13 protein-coding genes, 1 other RNA gene and 1 pseudogene are annotated in these 20,456 nt (G+C 61.3%); 10 read left to right on the top strand and 5 right to left on the bottom strand.

What is annotated here, in order from left to right; all coding sequences use genetic code 11:
* Window positions 1-138 precede the first annotated feature (138 nt).
* Window positions 139-2,814, bottom strand: coding sequence for a putative Ig domain-containing protein (locus tag I2I01_RS18785; protein WP_196288040.1), 2,676 nt, complete (start codon window positions 2,812-2,814; stop codon window positions 139-141).
* A 342-nt stretch (window positions 2,815-3,156) separates the two neighbouring features.
* Between I2I01_RS18785 and I2I01_RS18780 the strand changes: the two genes are divergently transcribed.
* On the top strand, window positions 3,157-3,951 hold the full coding sequence (locus tag I2I01_RS18780) for a HipA family kinase (protein ID WP_196288039.1): 795 nt from the start codon (window positions 3,157-3,159) through the stop codon (window positions 3,949-3,951).
* Window positions 3,929-4,312, top strand: coding sequence for a DUF3037 domain-containing protein (locus I2I01_RS18775; RefSeq protein ID WP_196288038.1), 384 nt, complete (start codon window positions 3,929-3,931; stop codon window positions 4,310-4,312). The genes I2I01_RS18780 and I2I01_RS18775 overlap by 23 nt, the downstream gene beginning before the upstream one ends.
* 60 nt (window positions 4,313-4,372) lie before the next feature.
* Here the strand turns inward: I2I01_RS18775 and ssrA are convergent.
* Window positions 4,373-4,745, bottom strand: a transfer-messenger RNA (tmRNA) gene (gene ssrA, locus I2I01_RS18770).
* A gap of 320 nt (window positions 4,746-5,065) precedes the next feature.
* Here ssrA and I2I01_RS18765 point away from each other — a divergent pair.
* The 5 genes from I2I01_RS18765 to I2I01_RS18745 all read left to right on the top strand — a co-directional run bounded on the left by I2I01_RS18765 (window position 5,066) and on the right by I2I01_RS18745 (window position 13,037).
* Window positions 5,066-7,189, top strand: coding sequence for a DNA polymerase III subunit gamma/tau (locus tag I2I01_RS18765; RefSeq protein ID WP_196288037.1), 2,124 nt, complete (start codon window positions 5,066-5,068; stop codon window positions 7,187-7,189).
* A 364-nt stretch (window positions 7,190-7,553) separates the two neighbouring features.
* Window positions 7,554-10,538, top strand: a complete 2,985-nt coding sequence (locus tag I2I01_RS18760; protein WP_211538034.1) for a M16 family metallopeptidase — start codon at window positions 7,554-7,556, stop codon at window positions 10,536-10,538.
* A gap of 133 nt (window positions 10,539-10,671) precedes the next feature.
* On the top strand, window positions 10,672-11,937 hold the full coding sequence (icd, locus tag I2I01_RS18755) for an NADP-dependent isocitrate dehydrogenase (RefSeq protein WP_196288036.1): 1,266 nt from the start codon (window positions 10,672-10,674) through the stop codon (window positions 11,935-11,937).
* 82 nt (window positions 11,938-12,019) lie between these two features.
* Window positions 12,020-12,535, top strand: a complete 516-nt coding sequence (locus tag I2I01_RS18750; RefSeq protein WP_196288035.1) for a hypothetical protein — start codon at window positions 12,020-12,022, stop codon at window positions 12,533-12,535.
* 133 nt (window positions 12,536-12,668) lie between these two features.
* Window positions 12,669-13,037 carry a hypothetical protein gene (locus I2I01_RS18745; protein ID WP_196288034.1) on the top strand — a complete coding sequence of 123 codons (369 nt, stop codon included), beginning with the start codon at window positions 12,669-12,671 and terminating at the stop codon, window positions 13,035-13,037.
* Between the two features lie 165 nt (window positions 13,038-13,202).
* Here I2I01_RS18745 and I2I01_RS18740 read toward each other — a convergent pair whose 3' ends face one another.
* Window positions 13,203-14,603, bottom strand: coding sequence for a mercuric reductase (locus I2I01_RS18740; RefSeq protein WP_196288033.1), 1,401 nt, complete (start codon window positions 14,601-14,603; stop codon window positions 13,203-13,205).
* A gap of 150 nt (window positions 14,604-14,753) precedes the next feature.
* On the opposite strand from I2I01_RS18740, the gene I2I01_RS18735 reads away from it, so the two are divergent.
* Window positions 14,754-15,488 (top strand): hypothetical protein, encoded by a 735-nt coding sequence (locus I2I01_RS18735; protein ID WP_196288032.1) that lies wholly within the window; start codon window positions 14,754-14,756, stop codon window positions 15,486-15,488.
* 127 nt (window positions 15,489-15,615) lie between these two features.
* Here I2I01_RS18735 and I2I01_RS18730 read toward each other — a convergent pair whose 3' ends face one another.
* Both I2I01_RS18730 and sucD read right to left on the bottom strand, forming a co-directional pair.
* The gene (locus I2I01_RS18730; protein ID WP_196288031.1) at window positions 15,616-17,304 is read right to left on the bottom strand and encodes an IPT/TIG domain-containing protein; all 1,689 of its coding nucleotides are present in this window, start codon (window positions 17,302-17,304) and stop codon (window positions 15,616-15,618) included.
* Window positions 17,305-17,410: 106 nt separating this feature from the next.
* Window positions 17,411-18,292 carry a succinate--CoA ligase subunit alpha gene (sucD, locus tag I2I01_RS18725; protein ID WP_196288030.1) on the bottom strand — a complete coding sequence of 294 codons (882 nt, stop codon included), beginning with the start codon at window positions 18,290-18,292 and terminating at the stop codon, window positions 17,411-17,413.
* Window positions 18,293-18,620: 328 nt separating this feature from the next.
* On the opposite strand from sucD, the gene I2I01_RS18720 reads away from it, so the two are divergent.
* Entirely contained in the window at window positions 18,621-19,340 is a 720-nt protein-coding gene (locus tag I2I01_RS18720; RefSeq protein WP_196288029.1) for a GAF domain-containing protein, read from the top strand.
* Between the two features lie 126 nt (window positions 19,341-19,466).
* Window positions 19,467-20,441 (top strand): annotated as a pseudogene (locus I2I01_RS18715) (PLP-dependent cysteine synthase family protein); the annotation flags it as partial.
* Between the last annotated feature and the right edge of the window lie 15 nt (window positions 20,442-20,456).

The following is a 20,456-nucleotide window of genomic DNA, read 5'->3' as shown; positions in this document are numbered from 1 at the left end:
AAGGTCCTTCGCTGCGCTCAGGATGACAGACGGCGCTTGACTCATTAAACCGCTGCATTCGATAAGTTGAATTAGCCATAAAAAAGCCCCCTGAGAAAACTCAGGGGGCTTTTTTCGAAGCAGTCGATTAACTAGCCACTATTTGTTCACCATCAGGCGCTGGGTGCTGGTTTGGCCCTTGCCCACGAACTGACAGAGGTAGAGGCCCGCGGGCCAGGTAGCGGCGTTTACTTCCAACTGGTACTCCAGGCCGCCCACGGCCTCGCCCTCAAACAGCGTGGTCACGAGCCCGCCCATCTGGTTGTACACCCGCACCGAAGCGGGCATGGTGACGGGCGTCCGGAAATTCACCGTGGTAGCGGTGGCCACCGGGTTGGGGAAAGCCGACATGGTCACGACGGGCGCCGGGGCCGAAACACCGGCGCAGCTGCCCAGGTAGTCGTTGTGGTTGGAGCCGGGGCCGATGTGCGCCGCCACCGCGTTGGGCGAGATACAGATTTCGTGGCCGTTGTGGCACACCAGCACCTTGGGATTCTTGGGGTTGTTGCCGCAGCTGGCGTTCACCACCGTCAGCGTCACGGTGGCCGAGGCCGTGCAGCCGCTGGCGTTAGTAGCCGTTACGGTGTAGGTGTACTGGCCGGCGGCCACGGTCGCAAATACCGGGTTGGCAACGCTGGCATTGCTCAGGCCCGCAGCCGGGCTCCAGGTGTAGCTCACGCCACCGGTAGCCGTCAGGGTGGCCGTTTGCGGGCCGTAGCCCAGGAAAATAGTGTTCGGCTGGTCAGCAAACACCGGCGCGCTTGCCAGCGTCACCGTCACAGTGGGCGCCTTGGTCGGCGCGGGTGCCGTCAGGGTGGCTTGGGTGGTGGCAGTGCAGCCATTGGCGTCGGTGGCCACCACGGTGTAGGTGCCCGCGGGCACCCCGGTCAGGTTCTGCGTCGAGGCCTGAAAGCGGTTGGGCCCCGTCCAGGCGTAGGTGACGGGGGCCACGGCGCCGCTCACAGTCAGCGCAATGCTGCCGGTACTGCCGGCGCAGGCGGGCTGGGTAGGCGTGGCTACCGCGGCGGTGCTGCAGCCCACCACGTTAATGATGAACGACTGCAGCACGGCGCCGTAGCTGTTGCCGTGGTGGTAGATGTCCTCGGCCGCCAGGGTTACGGGGTGGGCGCCAATCTGAGCCGCGGTGGGCGTGCCGCTGAGCGTGGCCGTGCCATTGCCGTTGCTCACGAAGTGCAGCCACGAGGGCAGCGTCGGGGCCAGCACGTCGAGGCGGTCGCCGTAGGGCAAGTCGGGGTCGGTGGTGGTGATGGTATACGCAAAGCTGCGCCCTACCACCAGCGTCAGGTTGCCGGGCTGCGACGTGAACGACGGCGCCGAGTTAATCAGGAAGTTCAGCTGGTGCGTGGCCTGGTCGCCGTGCGTATCGCGGGCCACAAACGTGGCCGCGTGCGGGCCCCAGTCAGCAACAGCCGGCGTCCAGCTCAGCTGGGTGCTCACGGGGTTGGCGGCCGCCGTCGGAATGGCGGGCCCAAAGCTGGCGCCGGTGGGCATGCCCGTCACGCTGGCCAGGGTCACCCGGTCGGTGGCGTCGGGGTCGGAAGCCTGGATGGTGTAGCGCAGCGCCGTGCCCGGCGTCACTTGTACCGTGCTGCGGTTGGCGGGCGTGGGCGGTACGTCGAAGCGCGGGCGCTGGGTCACTTCCACCGTCACCGAGGTCACGGCCTGCACCCCGGACAAGTCCTGGGCCACAAAAGTGATAACCGTGGTGCCCAGGTTGGCCGCCGTCGGCGTCCAGGAGAAGGCAGTTTGTACCGGGTTGGCGTTGAGCGGCAGGGCCGGGGCCGTGCCGGCGGCCGAAGGCGCTCCGTAGGTTTGCAGGTTCACCACGTCGCCGGCGTCGCTGTCGAGGGCGCGCACACTGAAGTTCACCGCTTGGCCGGGGGCCACTTGGTACACGTAGCCGTGGGGCGGCGTGATGCTGTAGTCGAACATCGGCGGCGTCGAGCTGGCCGTTACTTTCACCAGGAAATCCACCAATATGCTGGTGCGCCCGTCGCTCACCTTTACTACGGCATTAAACATCTGGCCTACTGTCAGGCCCACGGTGTTGAAGGACACCACGCCCGTGCTGGCATTCACGGTCATGCCCGGGGCATTCGCGAAGGGATTGCCGTTGAAGTCGCTGGCCGTGGCCATTGTATAGGTGAGGGCGTCGCCGTCGGGGTCGCTGGCCGGCAGCCGAAATGTAGCCGCCGTTTGTCCCACCGCCAGGTTCATCACCGGCACCAAGGTCGAAACCGGCGAGCTGTTGCCTGAGCCCGCGTTTACCAGCGTGCTCACGTACATCACGCCGTTGGAATTGTTGGTGAGGGTGCTCAGGCGGCAGCAGTCCGTGTAATAAGCCCCAAAGTCACCGGCAGCGGCGTAGGTGTGCGTAATGGTGGCCTCGCCGTAAAAGCTGTCGCCCACTACGTCCACCGACGTCACGCCCAGGTTGATAGGGGCGTTGGTGCCGTCGCCAAATTCCAGCTGGCCCGTCACCACCGATGAGCCCACGCTGGGGTTCAGGCCCCCAAAGCTGGCGCGCCACGCCTGGCTCACCCGAAACTCCACCGTGCGCTTGCTGGGGTCGGCAGCCACGGTGCGCCACGTGAGCGAGCCATAGCGGAAGTGCGAGGCCTGGGCCGGCGCCGCAGCTGTCATGCCAAACAGCAAACAAAGCACCAGCACCCGCCATCCAGCAAACCGGGACCACGAGCTCAACCCCCAAGTACGGGCGTTGAAATTCCTTCCTACAGAGTCAAATTGTTTCATAAGAGTAAAAAAAATGAAATTATTGGGAAATATGGTTTTTTAAAGTAAAAGGAATTATAAATAGCATTATTGCCAATAATTTGATTTTGAAATAATGCTATCAATTTCCTTTTTAAATGCCAATATGGCGAAATAGAAGTCGTATAGTTCAAATTTAGATAAATGTTTAAGCCGTGCAATCGTTTGGAATATAATAATTAAATATTCTTCGGATTGGTATTTGGCTAATAGGTTTTGTGCTATTGAGGGATGGTTTCACCCGTCTTTGGTCGTTGCACTGGTGCCTTGATTGAAACTGCCCGGATTGTTCGACCTTTGCCGGGCGCTTCTCTCCTTAGCTATATGTTGCCTACCGTTGCCCCCGAACTCCGCACCGTCGTGCTCACGCGCTACGTGACGCCGCTCCGCGAGGGCGGCTCCCTGCCCGGCCTCATGGAAGGCGATGACGGCTTCCTCTACGTGGTGAAATTCCGGGGTGCGGGGCAGGGCGTGAAGGCGCTTATTGCTGAACTGATTGTGGGCGAGCTGGCCCGTGTGCTGGGATTGCGTGTGCCCGAGCTGGTGTTTTGCGAGCTGGACGAAAGCTTTGGCCGCACCGAGCCCGACGAGGAAATCCAGGACCTGCTGCAAGGCAGCACCGGCCGCAACCTGGCCCTGCACTACCTCTCCGGCGCCATCACCTTCGACGCGCTGGTGAACACCGTGGAACCCGCCCTGGCCTCACTCATCGTGTGGCTCGATGCCCTGACGCTGAACGTAGACCGCACCGCCCGCAACACCAACATGCTGATGTGGCACAAGGAGCTGTGGCTCATCGACCACGGTGCGGCCCTCTACGTGCACCACGCCGGCCCCGACTGGGCCGCGCCGCGCCCGCGCCCCTTCCCCCAAATCAAGACCCACGTGCTGTTGCCCCAGGCCACCGAACTGGCCGCGGCCGACGCCCTGGGCCGCGCCCGCCTCACGCCCGAGGTCATCCGCGGCATTGTGGCGCTGGTGCCCGACGAGTGGCTGGCGCACGCCGCCGGCACGCCCGCCGAGGAACGCGCCGCCTACGCCGGCTTCCTCGAAGCCCGCCTGGCCCAGTCCGAAACCTTTGTTCAGGAAGCCGAAAATGCCCGCCATGCACTTGTTTGAGTACGCCGTGCTGCGCGTGGTGCCCCGCGTGGAGCGCGAAGAATTCCTGAACGTGGGCGTCATCCTCTACTGCAAAGACCAGCGCTTTCTGCAGGTGCAGTGCGCCGTGCCCGAAGCCCGCCTGCGCGCCTTCGCCCCCGACCTGGATTTAGAAGAGGTAGCTGCCCGCCTGCACGCCTTCGAGCGCATCTGCGAGGGCCGCACATCCGGCGGCACCATCGGCCAGTTGCCCATTGCCGAGCGGTTTCGCTGGCTCACGGCCACGCGCAGCACGGTGGTGCAGTGTTCGCCGGTGCACCCCGGCCGCTGCGCCGAAGCCGCCGAGACGCTGGAGCGACTGCTGGCTCAGTTGGTGCTGTAAGATGAATGCTGCCAGGCGCTAAAACGAAAAACCCCGTCTGCGAGCCGCAAACGGGGTTTAAAGTGGAGATGCAGGGATTCGAACCCTGGTCCAGACAAGGAAATCAACGTGCTTTCTACGTGCGTATCCGAACTTGAATTTTCGAGGCCGCTCAGGCGTCCGTCAGGCCCTTGAGCTTCCCTTAGCTGCAGTTGGGTTTCGCCCCCGCATCACAGCTCTGCGAAGGCTATTTTCTACTTACGACGCTCCGAACTCCCAGGTGTAGAAACTTACCCAGGCGGAACGATGGCAATTACCTAATTCTGAATTAGGCAGCCATGGCGTACGAATAGTCGCCAGTTGTTTTTCGATAGATTTTTTGACAGGAGAGCTTCCATCAACTCCTGGCACGCTTACCCGCAATTTGCGCAAGCTGTCAATTCCGGTCATCCCCAGTTGGTAAAGAACGATTTCCGCCGAAGCGGGCCGCGAAGGTACGCGGTTATGTGAGAAACGCCAGGGAAGGAGGGAAGGTTTCCGGCGTTTTGGGTGTTTAGAGTATAGAAGGCAAGCAAAAAGAACGTCATGCTGAGCGTAGCCGAAGCATCTCGCGTGCAGCAGTAATCAATCTTAATAAAACGATTGGATTAGCTACGCAAGCTAGATGCTTCGGCTACGCTCAGCATGACGTTCTGATAACCTGAAGGTAAGCCAATCCCTGCCCCGCCCGCTTCCAAAGCCGCCCGTTTCGGGGTAACTTTGTAGAGAGAACTTATGGATAATTTCGTCGTTTCGGCCCGCAAGTACCGTCCTTCCACGTTTCGCAGCGTGGTGGGGCAGCAGCACGTCACCACCACGCTGCAAAACGCCATCCAGAGCCACCACCTGGCCCAGGCGTTCCTGTTTTGCGGCCCGCGCGGCGTAGGCAAAACCACCTGCGCCCGCATCCTGGCCAAAACCATCAACTGCACCAACCTCACGGCCGAAACCGAAGCCTGTGGTACCTGCGCCTCCTGCGTGGCCTTTCAGGAGAACGCCTCGTTCAACGTGCACGAGCTGGACGCGGCTTCCAACAACTCGGTCGAAGACATCCGCTCGCTGGTGGAACAGGTGCGTTATGCCCCGCAAGCCGGCAAGTACAAGATTTACATCATCGACGAGGTGCACATGCTCTCGAATGCGGCCTTCAACGCCTTTCTGAAGACGCTGGAGGAGCCGCCGAGCTACGCCATTTTCATCCTCGCCACCACCGAGCGCCACAAGATTATTCCCACCATCCTGTCGCGCTGCCAGATTTTCGATTTCAGCCGCATCCGCGTCGAGGATATGCGCGGGCACCTGCGCTACGTGGCCACCCAGGAAGGCATCACCGCCGAGGAAGATGCCCTGCACCTGCTGGCCCAAAAAGCCGACGGCGGCCTGCGCGACGCCCTGTCGATGTTCGACCAGATGGTGACCTTCGGCGGCAACAACCTCACTTACAAGGAGGTGGTGCAAAACCTGCACATCCTCGACTACGACTACTACTTCCGCCTCGTCGACAGCCTTCTCACCGAAAACCTCTCGGCCGCGCTGCTGCTGCTCGATGAGGTGATGCAGAACGGCTTCGACCTGCACAACTTCGTGGTGGGCACCGCCGAGCACCTGCGCGGCCTGCTCGTATGCAAAGATGCCGTGACCGTGCAGTTGCTGGAGGTGTCCGAAGGCATCCGGCTGAAGTACGTGCAGCAGGCCCAAGCCGCGCCGCTGGCTTTCCTGCTCTCGGCCCTCAACCTTATCAGCCAGTGCGACCGGGAGTTCAAGCAGGCCAAAAACCAGCGCCTCCACGTGGAATTGGCGTTGATGAAGCTGGCCTACCTGAACGGGGCCGTGCAATTCGTGCGCGAACTGAGCCCCGCCAACGGCGAGGCTAAAAAAAAAACTAGCAGCCTAAGCGAGGGCGTTGCCCCGGCGGCTGGGCCAAGCAACAACGGCAACTACGACGGAAGCAATGGTCACGCCCAGCCTGCGCCCGTAAATCCCGCCGCAGCTTCTCAAGCCACTCCGGTTGCTTCGGCAGCGCCCGCCCCAGCCGTTTCGCACGCCGCGCCGGCTGCTTATGCTACTGAGTCGCCGGCTGCGGCTTACACGGCCGCCCCGCGCCCGGCCGCCGCGCCTGCGCCGCTGCCCATGCCCGCCGCGCCCGTAGCCACCGGTCCGGCCCCGGCCGACGGCCCCGACCCGCTGCCCGTGGAAAATGGCGTGGACGAGCTGCACGACACGCCCAGCATCGAGGACGACCCGGCCGCGCCCGTCACCGAGCGCCACCAGATGCGCGACACGCTGCCGCACGTCGAAATCGGCGTGCCCAGCTTTGAGGGCATCGAGCCCGCGCCGCGCCCCACGCCGCAAGCTGCCTTTGCCAAGATTCCCAGCCTAGCCAGTAAAATCCCGAGCCTGAAAGACCTGAGCAGCCGGAACGCTGCCGCCGCCAGCCAGGCCGCAAAAGATGCGGCCGCATTGGCTGAGCCGCAGCACAGCGGGCCCGTTACCGCCACCGACCCTGCCGTGCTGCAACGTGTGTGGAAAGAACTGGCCGAGGAACGCCGCGCCCAGGACCGCATGAGCGAATTCTGGGTGCTGAACCGGCCGGTATCCGCCAACGAAGAACACGTTATCGACTTGGCCGTCGACAACCCCATTCAGGTCGACCAGTTCAACGAGATGCGTGTGGAATTCCTGGCCGACCTGCGTCGCCGCACCGGCAACCCCCGTCTCAATGTACTGCCCTTCGTGACTACTGCCGCGCCCACCGCTCGCAAGCTCTACACGTCCACCGACAAGTTTGAGTACTTAGCCGAGCGATTCCCGACCCTGCGCGATGCCAAGCAGCGGTTGGGGCTGGAGGCCGAGTTTTAAGCACGGAAAAGCACGTCATGCAGAGCGCAGCATCTTGCGTGCAACAGTAAATCAATTGTGAGAACGATGCGAGCGAGAGGGTTTGCTGCGCTCGGCATGACAGGTGAGGCCGTTGGTTTCTTTGCAACCCCTTGCCACTTACTGTGTCTTTACGGCCACGCATGAGTCAACCACGGCCGCTGTAAAATCAGCTGTTAGCGGTACTCATGTCTGCAAACGATTGGGGAAAACGGTTGGGCAGAATCAGCCTCTTCGCTGAGCACGCCGCAACCTTGCAAGATATGGCGAAATTTTGTTTTTTATTCCTCTATCACCCAGCTACCTTTGTTTTTTGAACCGCCTTCTGCTCCCGCCTACGCCTTTCGTGAAAAAGAATTTTTTGCTGTTGATTCCGGCCCTGACGGTATTAGGGGTTGCCACTCAGTGCCAATCGAGTAAAACGGCCAGCACGGCTTCGACGCCCCCCGCGGCTGCTCCGGTTACCGCCGCTGCGCCGGCCGCTCCCAAGGAATACCGCTACGAATCGGTGCCCGGCGACCCGCTCGGCGTGCGCATCTACCACCTGGACAACGGCCTGACCGTTTACCTGTCTGATTACAAAGACGCGCCGCGCATCCAGACCTACCTGGCTGTGCGCGCCGGCTCCAAAAACGACCCCGCCGATGCTACCGGTCTGGCGCACTACCTGGAGCACATGGTGTTCAAGGGCACCTCGCAGCTGGGCACGCAGGACTGGGCCAAGGAGAAAGTGGAGCTCGACAAGATTGAGGCGCTCTACGAAGTGTACCGCGGCCAGCGCAACGACCCCGCCGCCCGCAAGCGCACCTACCACCAGATTGACTCCATCTCGGGCGTAGCCGCGCGCTACGCCGTGCCGAACGAGTACGACAAGGTGATGGGCGCCATCGGCGCGAAAGGCTCCAATGCCCACACCTCGAACGAGGAAACGGTGTACCAGGAAGACATTCCCAGCAACCAGCTGGAGAAGTGGGCCGCCATTCAGGCCGAGCGCCTGCGCGAGATGGTGCCGCGCCTGTTCCACACCGAACTGGAGGCCGTGTACGAGGAGAAAAACCGCGGGCTGGACTCGGACTTCAACAAGGAGTTTGAGGCCCTGAATGCGGCGCTTTACCCCACGCACCCTTACGGCACGCAGACGACCATCGGCACGATTGAGCACCTGCAAAACCCGTCCATCACGGAGATTAAGAAGTATTTCGGCCAGTACTACGTGCCGAACAATGTGGCGCTCTGCCTGAGCGGCGACCTGGATTACGACCAGACCATCCGGGTTATCGACAAGTATTTCGGCGCCATGCCGAGCAAGCCGGTGCCGGCCTTCAACGCGCCGGTTGAGAAGCCGCTCACGGCTCCGATTACCAAGGAAATCCTCGGGCCGCAGTCGGAAAACGTGATGCTGGGCTTCCGCCTGCCGGGCAAGGCCAGCAAGGACGGCGTGCGCCTGCGCATGCTGGATAAAATCCTGACCAACGGCCAAGCCGGCCTCATCGACCTCGACCTCAACCAGCAGCAGAAGGTGTTGGAAGCCGCCTCGTTCACGGACCTGAACGATGACTACTCCACGCACGTCATCTACGGCACGCCGCGCCAGGGCCAGAAGCTGGAAGAAGTGAAAACCCTGCTGCTAGGCGAGCTGGATAAGGTGAAGAAAGGCAACTTCCCCGACTGGCTGATTCCGGCCATCATCAACAACGAGAAGCTGACGCGCACTAAGAGCTACGAAAGCAATGAGGCCCGCGCCAGCGCCATGTACGAGGCGTTTATCGAGCGCGTCGACTGGAAGGACTACCTGCAACAGCAGGAGGATTTCGGCAAAATTACGAAGGCTGAAATCGTGAAATTCGCCAACGATAACTACGGCCCGAACTACGTGACCGTGTTCAAGCGCACCGGCGTGGACCCCAACAAGGTGAAGGTGGTGAAGCCCGCCATCACGCCCGTACCGGCCAACCGCGACGTGGCTTCCGCCTACTACAAGCAGCTCACCGCCATGCCGAGCACGGAGCTGCAGCCGGTGTTCGTGGACTATAAGAAAGATATTCAGGAAACGGAAATCAAGCCGGGTCTGCCGCTGTACTACACGCACAACGACGAAAACGGCCTGTTCAACCTGTCCTACGTCTTCGACCTGGGCAAGAACAACGACCCGCGCTGGAGCCTTGCCACCGACTACCTGCAATACCTCGGCACCGGCAATTACACCGCCGCGCAGCTGCAGCAGGAGTTCTACAAGCTGGGCTGCTCCTTCAACGTGAGCAGCGGCCCCGACCGCATTTTTGTTACGCTCAACGGCCTCGACAGCAACCTGGAGCCTGCCTTGAAGCTGTTCGAACAGCTCATGGCCGCGCCCAAGCCCGACGCCGTGGCTCTAAAAGACATGGTGGCCGGCGTGCTCAAACAGCGTCAGGATGCCAAGCTCGAAAAGCGCGTGATTCTGAACCAGGCCATGGTGAATTACGTGAAGTACGGCCCGAAAAACCCCTTCACGAACATTCTGAGCGAGAAGGAGCTGAAAGCAGTGAAGCCCGAGCAACTCACGGCGCTGCTGAAAAAGCTGCCGACGTATCAGCACCGCGTGCTGTACTACGGTCCCCGCGCCCAGGATGCAACGGTGGCTGTTATCAAAACCGAGCACCGCACGCCCGCCAAGCTCACGCCCGCCCCGGCCGCCAAAGACTTCGCCGAGCAGCCGCTTAAAGATAAAAAGGTGTACTGGGTGGACTACAACATGGTGCAGGCCGAAATCCTGTTCCTGACCAAGGGCGACCTGTACAGCAAGGAGTTGGCCCCCACGGTGGCGCTCTACAACGAGTACTTCGGCGGTGGCATGGGCAGCATTGTTTTCCAGGACCTGCGCGAAAGCAAGGCGCTGGCCTACTCGGCCTACTCCGGCTACAACAACGCCGACAAGCTGGGCCGCTCCAACTACAACCTGAGCTACATCGGCACCCAGAGCGACAAGCTGCCCGAGGCCATGGCCGGCATGGAAGCCCTCCTCACCGACATGCCCGTGGCCGAAGCCAACCTGGAAATCGCCAAAAACGCCATCCGCAACAGCATCAGCACCGAGCGCATCACCAAGGGCAACATCCTGATGAGCTACGAGCGTGCCAAGCGCCTGGGCCTGGACTACGACATCCGCCGCGATGTGTACGCCAGCACCCAGAAAATGACTTTCGACGAATTGAAGAAGTTTCAGCAGGCCAAAGTGAAAGGCCAGAACCAGGTCATTCTGGTCATCGGCTCGAAAGACCGGCTGAATTTTAAGGAGCTGGCCAAGTACGGCACCGTGCAGCAGCTCACGCTGAAAGAGATTTTCGGCTACTAATCGCCCTTATCACACTGCGTGGCGCGAAGCACCTTATCCCGCCGGCGCGCAGTTGAATTTTACCTACCACCCCTGACGCGATAAGGTCCTTCGCGGCGCTCAGGATGACAGATTTATAACATACACGACCCACATGCCAGAGCAAAAAATCACCATTAAAAACGGCAAGCTGACCGTTCCGGACAAACCCACCATTCCCTTCATCGAGGGCGACGGCACGGGTCCGGACATCTGGCGCGCCTCCAAGCTGGTGTTCGACGCCGCTGTTGAAAAAGCCTACGGCGGCAAAAAGCAGCTGGTGTGGAAGGAAGTGCTGGCCGGCGAAAAAGCCTACAAGCAAACCAACAACTGGCTGCCAAACGATACACTCGACGCCTTCCGCGAGTACCTCGTGGGCATCAAGGGCCCGCTGACGACGCCCGTGGGCGGCGGCATCCGCTCGCTGAACGTGGCCCTGCGCCAGGAGCTGGACCTCTACGCCTGCGTGCGCCCCGTGCGCTACTACGACGGTGTGCCCTCGCCGGTGAAGCACCCGGAGCTGACCGACATGGTCATCTTCCGCGAGAACACGGAGGACATCTATGCCGGCATCGAGTACATGAACGGCACGCCCCAGGCCCAGAAAATGCTCGAATTCCTGCAGGACGAGATGGGCGTGAAGAAACTCCGCTTCCCCGATTCGTCGTCGTTCGGCATCAAGCCGGTGAGCAAGGAAGGCACCGAGCGCCTCGTGCGCGCCGCCATCAAGTACGCCCTCGAAAACAAGCTGCCTTCCGTGACCATCGTGCACAAGGGCAACATCATGAAGTTCACCGAAGGCGCCTTCAAAACCTGGGGCTACGAGCTAGCCGAGAAGGAATTCGGCCCCAAAGTCTTCACCTGGGCGCAGTACGATAAAATCGTGGCCAAGCAGGGCGTGGAAGTGGCCGAGGCTCTGCAGAAGCAGGCCGTGGAGCAAGGCAAGCTCATCATCAAGGACAGCATCGCCGACGCCTTCCTGCAGCAGATTCTGCTCCGCCCTTCGGAGTACTCGGTGGTGGCTACGCTGAACCTGAACGGCGACTACGTGTCCGACGCCTTGGCTGCCATCGTGGGCGGCATCGGCATCGCGCCGGGCGCCAACATCAACTACCTCACCGGCCACGCCATCTTCGAAGCCACCCACGGCACGGCTCCCAAGTACGCCAACCAGGACAAGGTGAACCCCGGCTCCGTTATCCTCTCCGGCGTGATGATGCTGGAGTACATGGGCTGGAAAGAAGCCGCTGCCCTCATCAACAAAGGCCTCGAAGCCGCCATCGCCAGCAAGCGCGTGACCTATGACTTCGAACGCCAGATGGAAGGCGCCACTCTCCTCAAAACGAGCGAATTCGCCCAGGAGATAGTGAAGAATATGTAGTAGCTTGGCCCCGGCCTAAGCACCAACAGAAACCCCCGCGTCGGCTGAAAGGCTGGCGCGGGGGTTTTAAGTTGATTACCTAATGAATACTGGTTCAAAACGAATTGCCCTATATCTTGGAACTGCTGTCCTAACTAGTTGTAATGCCGGTTTTGCGCGGCTTAATAAAGCCCATTATTACCACGTCAGCAGCCAGAACTACGAGGCTTTCGTCAGGTTGCGCAAACAGCTTAACGCAGGCGCTGGCTACCGCGGTTATAAGCACAGTCAACTGCATTTTAATCCTTCTGAGATACGGGGAGGCTACGGCCTATATTATGCTGAAATGCCTGGCAAAGGCACCCGCTTTAATGTTGAAATTCCCTGTCTTATTTCTCCCAATTTCTACCTGATAAACACGAGCTATTTTGATGGCGAACTCAAAGGTGACACATTAGGACTTGCAATGCGCATTGATAGCACGCTGCATGATATGGAGGGAGCGTTTAGCGTAACGGCTAGCGCCTTCACAAAAACTGAATTTGACTCCTTGCGCAAAGTATTTCTTTATGGTGGATTCGTAGAACCGAAACAAGGAGTGTCTATTGACTTCCGCTAAATACAAAGCAGTTCACAACATATCTATGCATACCTTCATGGCTTTCGTATAGGCTCAGAAGGCGGTTAAAACTAGCGTTTACATAAAGAAAAGTTGATTGCTGTCTGCTGCTTGAACTTACAGTTACTCCACCATGCCCATTAACAGCCACGGTTTCCGCCTGCTCCTCTTGGTATCCGCCTGCATGCTGCTCAGCGCTTGGCTACCGACGCATTTCAAGCTGTGGTTCGTGAGCGAAACCGGCCACATCAGCTCCGGGCAAACGCTGAATCTGCTGATGATTCTGCTGCTGTTTGGGCGGTGGCGGCACGCCATCACCCTGGCCTTGTTCCTGAACGGGCTGCAGTGCATGATAGGCGTGTTGATGCTGTACCTGAATTGGAAAAACGGCGGCCCGCTGCTGGGCTACGGCCTCATGCTGCTGCTGCACTTCGTGGTGCTCAAGGTGCTGAACGATTCCCGCGCCGTGCGCGCGTTCATGCAGGACAAGCAGCTGGCTTAATAAATGTTGAGCTGGCGCTTCTCCGACGCGTGTCGGTTGGCGTCGAGCCTCTGGCTCGGGAAAGAAACAAATACACCTGACGGACGCACGCCCCGAGCCAGAAGCTCGACGCCAACCGACACGCGTCGGAAACGCGCGCCAGCGGTGCCGGCAGTTGCTTCATACTTACTCTCCCGGTTTCAGCCGTTGGAAGGCGTTGTTCAGCACTTCGGCCCAGGTGGGGTGGGCCAGAATCATGTCTTCCAGTTCCTGGTAGCGCAGCCGGCCGGCCATCGCCAGCTGGAACATGGTCATGATTTCGCCGCCTTGCTCGCAGAACACGGCCGCCCCCAGCAACCGGTCGTCGTCGCCTACAAGTACTTCCGCGAAGCCGTCCGTCTCGCCCGTTTGGATGGCCCGGCCGATGGTGCGGGCCGGCAGCCGGCTCACGCGGTAGGGGATGCCCTTTTCCTTGGCCTGGTTCTTCGAGAGGCCGATGCGGCCCAGTTGCGGCTCGGTGAACACCACGTAGGGGAGGGGGCGGTGCTCGGTGTTGCGCTTGCCGTGGTGCAGCAGGTTGTCGCGCACCACGCGGTAGTCGTCGTAACTGATGTGGGTAAACTGCGGGCCGCCCTTCACGTCGCCCAGCGCGTACACGCCGCGGGTGCCGGTTTGCAGCTGCTCGTTCACTTCGATGTAGCCTTTCTTATCGAGGGTGATGCCGGTGTTTTCGAGGCCGAGGTCGTCGGTGTTGGGCGTGCGGCCCACGGCCACCAGCAGGTGGCTGCCACGCAGGCGGCGCTCGCCGTCTTTGGTAGTCACGGTGAGGGTGATGCTGCCGTCTTCGGCACGGCTCACGCGGCGGGTTTCGGCGCCAAGTACCAGCTCCACGCCCGCGTCGGTGAGGCATTGCTCTAGTGGGTGGCTCACGTCGGGGTCTTCGCGGGCCATGAGGCGCGGTTTGCTGTCGATGACCGTGACGTGGGTGCCCAGCCGCTTGAACATCTGGCTGAACTCGACCCCAATGTAGCTGCCGCCCAAAATGAGCAGGTGCGCGGGCTGCTCGGTCATGTTGAGCAACAGGGAGTCGCTGGTGTAAAAGCCGCTGTCGGCCAGGCCATCGATGTCGGGCACGGCGGCGCGGGTACCGGTATTGATGAAGACGAGCGGGGCCGTGACCTGCTGTTCGCCGCCGCCCACCAGTGCTACTTGCAGCGTGTGCGGCGCTGTGAATCGGGCCCGCCCGCGAATGAGCGTAATGCCTTCGCGGTCTTCGGTGAGCTTACGGTGCAGGCTGTCGCGCGAGTTTTGGCGCAGGCGGTGCATGCGCTCAATCACGGCCCCAAAATTCACCACCGGCTCGGGCGCCTCAATTCCCAGGTCGCCGGCCAGGCGCACGTGGTGGGCGCGCTGAGCCGATGCCAGCAGGGCCTTGGTAGGCGCGCAGCCGTAGTTGATGCAGGAACCGCCCAGCGAGGCACTCTCAATCATGGCCACTTGGCGGCCGGCTTCGGCCAGGGCGTAGGCGAGGGGCGTGCCGGCCTGGCCGGCCCCGATAATGATGGCATCAAACGAATCAGCGGGCATAGCGGCGCAAAAAGAAAGTGTAGTAAGCCATACGGCCGGCACGGGTAGGAGGCTGGTTTTACGGCCTAAAAAGCTGCGCCGTAGCACTGCGCCACACGGAACTAGGCCCCTGCGCGTTAGCCAGCGCCGCCGAATGCCGAATATTGCACCATGAAGTCACCCTTGCGTTTGTTGTGGGCCCTCGGGCCGTTGGGATTATCGGGCTGTGCCTCGCTGTATTTTCCGCCGCCGCCGCACGCGCCCATGCTCACGCACCAGGGCGAGTTCTACGGGGCCGTGAGCACCAACCAGCACACCAACTATGCCCTGCAGGGCGCCTACGGCCTTACCAACCACCTGGCCGTGGCCGGTACGTTCTCTTCCCTGCACCGTAAGAAATCCGACAAAACCGAAGACATTGATTTCGGCGAAGCCAGCCTGGGCTACTTCACCCGGCTGCCCGACAAGCGCGTGCTCGAAGTGTACGTGGGCGGCGGGGGCGGCGCCACCCAGCGCATCGAGCGCAACGACGCTCAAATTACCACGCGCACCCTCGACGGCAGCTTGTCCAAGTTCTTCGCTCAGGTGAACTACGCCAAAAAGAAGCAGAAAACCCTTCACCTTTTCAACCGCGACTTCCCGCTCACCTATGGCGCGGCCATGCGCCTGAGCTACATGCAGCTCAATAACTTCACCATCGACGGCCTGCCCGCGCCCGGCGAAAACAACGTGTTTTTCGAGCCCATCACCTTCACCCGCACCCAAATTGCCGGGCCGGTGCAGCTGCAGCTCATCAGCGGCCAAATCTTTGGCTTACGCCACAACGACTATTTGAAAGCGGCGAACTCGGTGTTTCAGATTGGCATTGTTATCAACTTTGACAAGAACACCACGCTGGACGATTAGGGCAAGCCCACAGTAGATGGACATGAAAAAAGCCTCAGCCGAAGCTGAGGCTTTTTTCATGCCGGCAAGCTCCCGCTAAAACCAACTGTGCCGCGGCTCCCAGTACGCACGGCACCGAGGGCACCGCCTATAGGGTGGCCAGCCGCAGGGTGCGTCGGCCTGTCGGGGTTTCTACCTGCAACAGGTAAAGGCCCGTGGGCAAATTGGCTGGCAGTGCCAGGTTGCCATCGGCCGGCAACGCGACCGGGGCCGTTAGCTGCCGCCCGGCCAGGTCGCGCAGGCTACACCACACGGGGCCCGCGCCGGTACCCTGCACCGTCACGCGGCCTTGCGCCGGGTTCGGGAACAGGCTCAAATCCGACAGGCTTTGGCCCGGCTTGGTGGCAGTGCCCACCCGGTAATCGGTAATGCCGATGTCGTCGAGGTTGATGCGCGGGTTTGTTGCGCCAGCCGTATTGGTGCTGCTGAAGCGCAGGCGCACGTTGCCCGTCCGGTTGGCCGTGAAGGAATAAGGCGTGAGCGTGCTGGTGAGGGTGGGAGCGGGGCTGCCGCCCAGCAAGCTGGTGTAAGTCACGCCGCCGTCGGTCGAGATTTCGGGCACGAAGGAAGCTCCGGTTTCGGTAGCATAGGCGGCCGCGCTCACCGTCACCACGCCCGCGCCGTTGGGCTTGTCCACGTCCATCTCCATGAAGCCCCCGCCGCGCAGCCGCGCCGATTTGAGACCGTTAAACTTATCGGCGCCGGCCGTGGTGCCGATAAGGGATTCGCCCAGGGTCCAGCCACCGGTTTGCAACTGCACCGAGGCGGCCGCGTAGCTGGTTTTGGTGCCGGTTTCGAAATCCTCGAAAAACGGTGGGCGGGCGGGGGGCACCACAAATTGCGTCGGACTCACGGCCCCGCCATTGCCATTGGTGAGCGTGATGTAGCCGGTAGTTGCCCCAGTGGGCACCCGCACATAATACGCGCCCACGCTTGGCGTCTGCGGCACTACAGTAACCAAGGTACCGTTGAAGGAAATGACGGTGCCGGTACCCCCTGGCACATCCAGATTGCGCCCCGTGATGGTTACGAGCGTCCCGGGAGGGCCACTAGCCGGCGAAAAACCGGTGATGACCGGCGGACTAGGGTTGATGGTGAAAAACTTCATTCCTCCCACCGAACTGCCTCCTCCGCCCGGCGGCGGATTGGATGCGATGAAGTAGGTAACTAACGGAGCGGCTACACTAGGCAGTGTAATCAAGGCGGTGAGTTGCGTAGAAGAAATGTAAGTGGCTGTAACAAAGCTTGCGCCTGCCTGGAGGCCAATAGTGGCCCCCGGCACGAATCCGCTGCCATAGAAAGTGACGAGCACCTGTGTTCCGCCAGGGCCGGAGGTTGGGGAAATGCTCGTGAGCGTACTAGCCGGGTTAGGAGTAGGGGCTGCCGTGGCCGTGCCGGACACGGCCACGTTCTGAGTCGTGGTGCCCGGGCTGGCAATGGTTACCACGCCACTCACAGGACCCAGCACCGCGCCCGTCATTCGCACATACAACGGGATATTGGTGATGCTGCCCGTCGACTGGGTTAGCACTTGGCTGGTGGTAAAATTAAAGCCTGACGTCCACGACACTTCGAAGCCCGCTGGGGCTGTTGCCGTTACGTTGTTGGTCAGGCCGCTGCCGCTCACCAGCACGCTTTGCTGGGCCGATGGCGTGCTCACCGCCGTGGTAAAGCCGCCCAGACTGGTTGGCGTTGCCGTTAGCGTTTGTCCGTTGGCTGCCCAGGAGGCAGCCAGCAGCGCCAGCAGAATGTAACAATGAGTAAAAAGCTGACGCATAGGCTTGCCGGAGTAAAGATGAAGATTGGATGAAGGTAAATAAAAAAGCCCCGACCGCAACGGCCGGGGCTTTTTTATTTTGCTATTAATGAAGCGGGTGCGCAGCTTACTTGTTGCCCAGCACGCGCAGCATGGTGTCGCCAATCTCGGCCGGCGAATCCACCACGTGGATGCCGCACTCGCGCATGATGGCCATTTTGGCGGCAGCCGTGTCGTCGGCACCGCCCACAATGGCGCCGGCGTGCCCCATGCGGCGGCCGGGAGGCGCCGTCTGGCCGGCGATGAAGCCTACCACGGGCTTCTTGTTGCCGGTTTCTTTAATCCAGCGGGCAGCTTCGGCTTCCATGCCGCCGCCGATTTCGCCAATCATCACGATGCCTTCGGTTTCGGGGTCGTTCATGAGCAGCTCCACGGCCTGCTTGGTGGTGGTGCCAATGATGGGGTCGCCGCCGATGCCGATGGCCGTGGTCTGGCCCAGGCCGGCCTTGGTGAGCTGGTCCACGGCCTCGTAGGTCAGGGTGCCCGACTTGCTCACGATGCCGATTTTGCCTTTCGAGAAGATGAAGCCGGGCATGATGCCCACTTTGCACTCGCCGGCAGTCATCACGCCGGGGCAGTTCGGGCCAATCATTGTGATGCCCGGCCGGTCTTTCAGGTAGTGCTTCACGGCAATCATGTCCTTGGTCGGGATGCCTTCGGTGATGGTGATAATCACCTTGATGCCGGCGTCAGCCGCTTCCAGGATGGCGTCGGCCGCGAAAGCCGGGGGCACGAAAATGATGCTGGTGTCGGCGCCGGCCTTCTCTACGGCCTCGGCCACGGTGTTGAACACGGGACGGCCCAGGTGCTCGGTGCCACCCTTGCCGGGCGTGACGCCGCCCACCACGTTGGTGCCGTAATCCATCATTTGCTGGGCGTGGAACGAGCCCTCGGAGCCGGTGAAGCCCTGCACGATAACCTTGGAATTTTTATTGACCAGAACGCTCATTCGGAGGTGTTTTTGAGGAATTTGGTGGGTGGGACGCCCTGGCCCGGTCGGGCAACGGCGCTGCAAAAGTAGGGCATTTTGGGGCTAGGGCAAGCCGCTCATCAGATAGAAGCCTTATGTGCAGGGAAAAGCAGCGGCGGCTGGGGCCAGCGCGGCGTGCCGGGGCCCAAAAAAGATGCGAGGCCTGCCAGCGAACTGACAGCCCAACGGCCGCACCTTGCCTTTCGCCGCCCGGGTGCTCCGCAAGGCTGCGTAGCCGCCGGGTGTATATTAGCGGCGCTGCCCCGGCGGCGCCCCGCTTTGCTTCACGCCCTTTCTTTTCTGCAACTTGGCTACCACCCCGTTTTCCAACCTGCCCGCCGACGAAGCCGCGCGCCTGCGCAGCTTGCGCGCCGCCGAACTGCTGCCGGCCCTTACTGAGCCGGTTTTCAACGAGTTCGTGGCCCTCACGGCCCGCATTTTCAGCTTGCCCATCTCGCTGATTTCGGTGGTGGAGGAAACCGACGTGTATTACCCCGCCAACGTGGGCATGCCCGAAAACAAGCAGCAGCCGCGCGCCGAAGCCTTGTGTGCAACTGCCATTGAGCAGGCCCAGGCCGTGGTGTACCACGACTTGGTGCTGGAAGAACACCCGGAAATTCCCGAAGAAGCCTTGCGCGCCGCCGAAGCCAACGGCCTGCGCTTCTACGCCGGTGCCCTGCTGCGGCTGCCCGACGAGCGCCCGCTCGGCACGCTGTGCGTCATCGACCGCGCCCCGCGCACGTTCACGGCCGAGGAGCAGCGCATTCTGGAGCTGCTGGCCGCCCTGGTGAGCCGCACGGTGGCCGTGCGCCACCTCTGCCGCCTCCACCCCGAAACCGGCGACGCCCAGTGGGCCCGCCTCAGCGCCGAGCTGGAAGAAGAAGTGCAGGCCCTCAATGCCCTGGTGCGCTACCTCACCGCCCGGCACGGCGCCCTGGTGCCGGTGCCAGCGGCCTTCCTGACGCAGGTGGAAAGCCGCCTGCACGACCTGCAGACCCTGCTCGACGATTTCCACCCCGACGCCTGATAGCGGCTTAGGCAATTGTAGGGAATGCCATGCGGAGCGATGCTTATGCAAGGCGGCGCCTTGCCGCCGGGCGGGCGTGCGTACCTTTGCCGTCTCACCCAAACCCATCCCACCCAGTAAAATTCGATGTATTTCAACCACGTCATTGAGGCCGTTGGCCGCACTCCCCTCGTTAAGCTCAACAGCGTCAGCGCCGGCATTAAAGGCACCATTCTGGCCAAGGTGGAGTATTTCAACCCCGGCAACTCGGTGAAAGACCGCATGGCCATCCGCATGATTGAGGACGCCGAAAAGGCCGGCCTCATCAAGCCGGGCGGCACCATCATTGAGGGTACCAGCGGCAACACGGGCATGGGCCTGGCCCTGGCCGCCATTGCGAAGGGCTACAAAACCATCTTCGTGATGAGCGACAAGCAGAGCAAGGAGAAGCAGGACATTCTGCGTGCCGTGGGCGCCCAGGTGGTGGTGTGCCCCGTCGACGTGGCCCCCGAAGACCCGCGCAGCTACTATTCGGTGGCCAAGCGCCTCAACCAGGAAACGCCCAACTCCTTCTACCCCAACCAGTACGACAACCTCTCGAACGCCGCCGCGCACTACGACACCACCGGCCCCGAAATCTGGCAGCAGACCGAAGGCAAAATCACGCACTGGGCGGCCGGCGTGGGCACGGGCGGCACCATCTGCGGCGTGAGCAAGTACCTGAAGGAGCAAAACCCCAACATTTTCACCCTGGGCCTCGACACCTACGGCTCGGTGTTCAAGAAGTACAAGGAAACCGGCATCTTCGACCAGAACGAAATTTATCCCTACAAAACCGAGGGTATTGGCGAAGACATTCTGCCCAAGAACGTCGACTTCGATGTTATTGATTTGTTTCTGAAAGTGACCGATAAGGACGCGGCCATCATGACGCGGCGCCTGGCCAAAGAGGAGGGCCTGTTTGTGGGCTGGAGCTGCGGCTCGGCCGTGCACGGCGCCCTGGAATATGCCCGCGAGCACCTTAAAGAAGAAGACACCATGGTGATTGTGCTGCCCGACCACGGCACCCGCTACCTCGGCAAAATCTACAACGACGACTGGATGCACGCCCAGGGCTGGCTGTAAAAAAGCTGAACA

It is taken from the genome of Hymenobacter properus, from assembly GCF_015694735.1.
Taxonomy (GTDB): domain Bacteria; phylum Bacteroidota; class Bacteroidia; order Cytophagales; family Hymenobacteraceae; genus Hymenobacter; species Hymenobacter properus.
Note: the sequence above shows the minus strand (reverse complement) of the source record. Positions and strands in the feature narration are given on the sequence as shown.

Coding starts and splice junctions, on each gene's coding strand:
- I2I01_RS18785 (WP_196288040.1), bottom strand. CDS start 2,814: ATGAAACAATTTGACTCTGTAGGAAGGAATTTCAACGCCCGTACTTGG.
- I2I01_RS18780 (WP_196288039.1), top strand. CDS start 3,157: ATGTTGCCTACCGTTGCCCCCGAACTCCGCACCGTCGTGCTCACGCGC.
- I2I01_RS18775 (WP_196288038.1), top strand. CDS start 3,929: ATGCCCGCCATGCACTTGTTTGAGTACGCCGTGCTGCGCGTGGTGCCC.
- I2I01_RS18765 (WP_196288037.1), top strand. CDS start 5,066: ATGGATAATTTCGTCGTTTCGGCCCGCAAGTACCGTCCTTCCACGTTT.
- icd (WP_196288036.1), top strand. CDS start 10,672: ATGCCAGAGCAAAAAATCACCATTAAAAACGGCAAGCTGACCGTTCCG.
- I2I01_RS18750 (WP_196288035.1), top strand. CDS start 12,020: ATGAATACTGGTTCAAAACGAATTGCCCTATATCTTGGAACTGCTGTC.
- I2I01_RS18745 (WP_196288034.1), top strand. CDS start 12,669: ATGCCCATTAACAGCCACGGTTTCCGCCTGCTCCTCTTGGTATCCGCC.
- I2I01_RS18740 (WP_196288033.1), bottom strand. CDS start 14,603: ATGCCCGCTGATTCGTTTGATGCCATCATTATCGGGGCCGGCCAGGCC.
- I2I01_RS18735 (WP_196288032.1), top strand. CDS start 14,754: ATGAAGTCACCCTTGCGTTTGTTGTGGGCCCTCGGGCCGTTGGGATTA.
- I2I01_RS18730 (WP_196288031.1), bottom strand. CDS start 17,304: ATGCGTCAGCTTTTTACTCATTGTTACATTCTGCTGGCGCTGCTGGCT.
- sucD (WP_196288030.1), bottom strand. CDS start 18,292: ATGAGCGTTCTGGTCAATAAAAATTCCAAGGTTATCGTGCAGGGCTTC.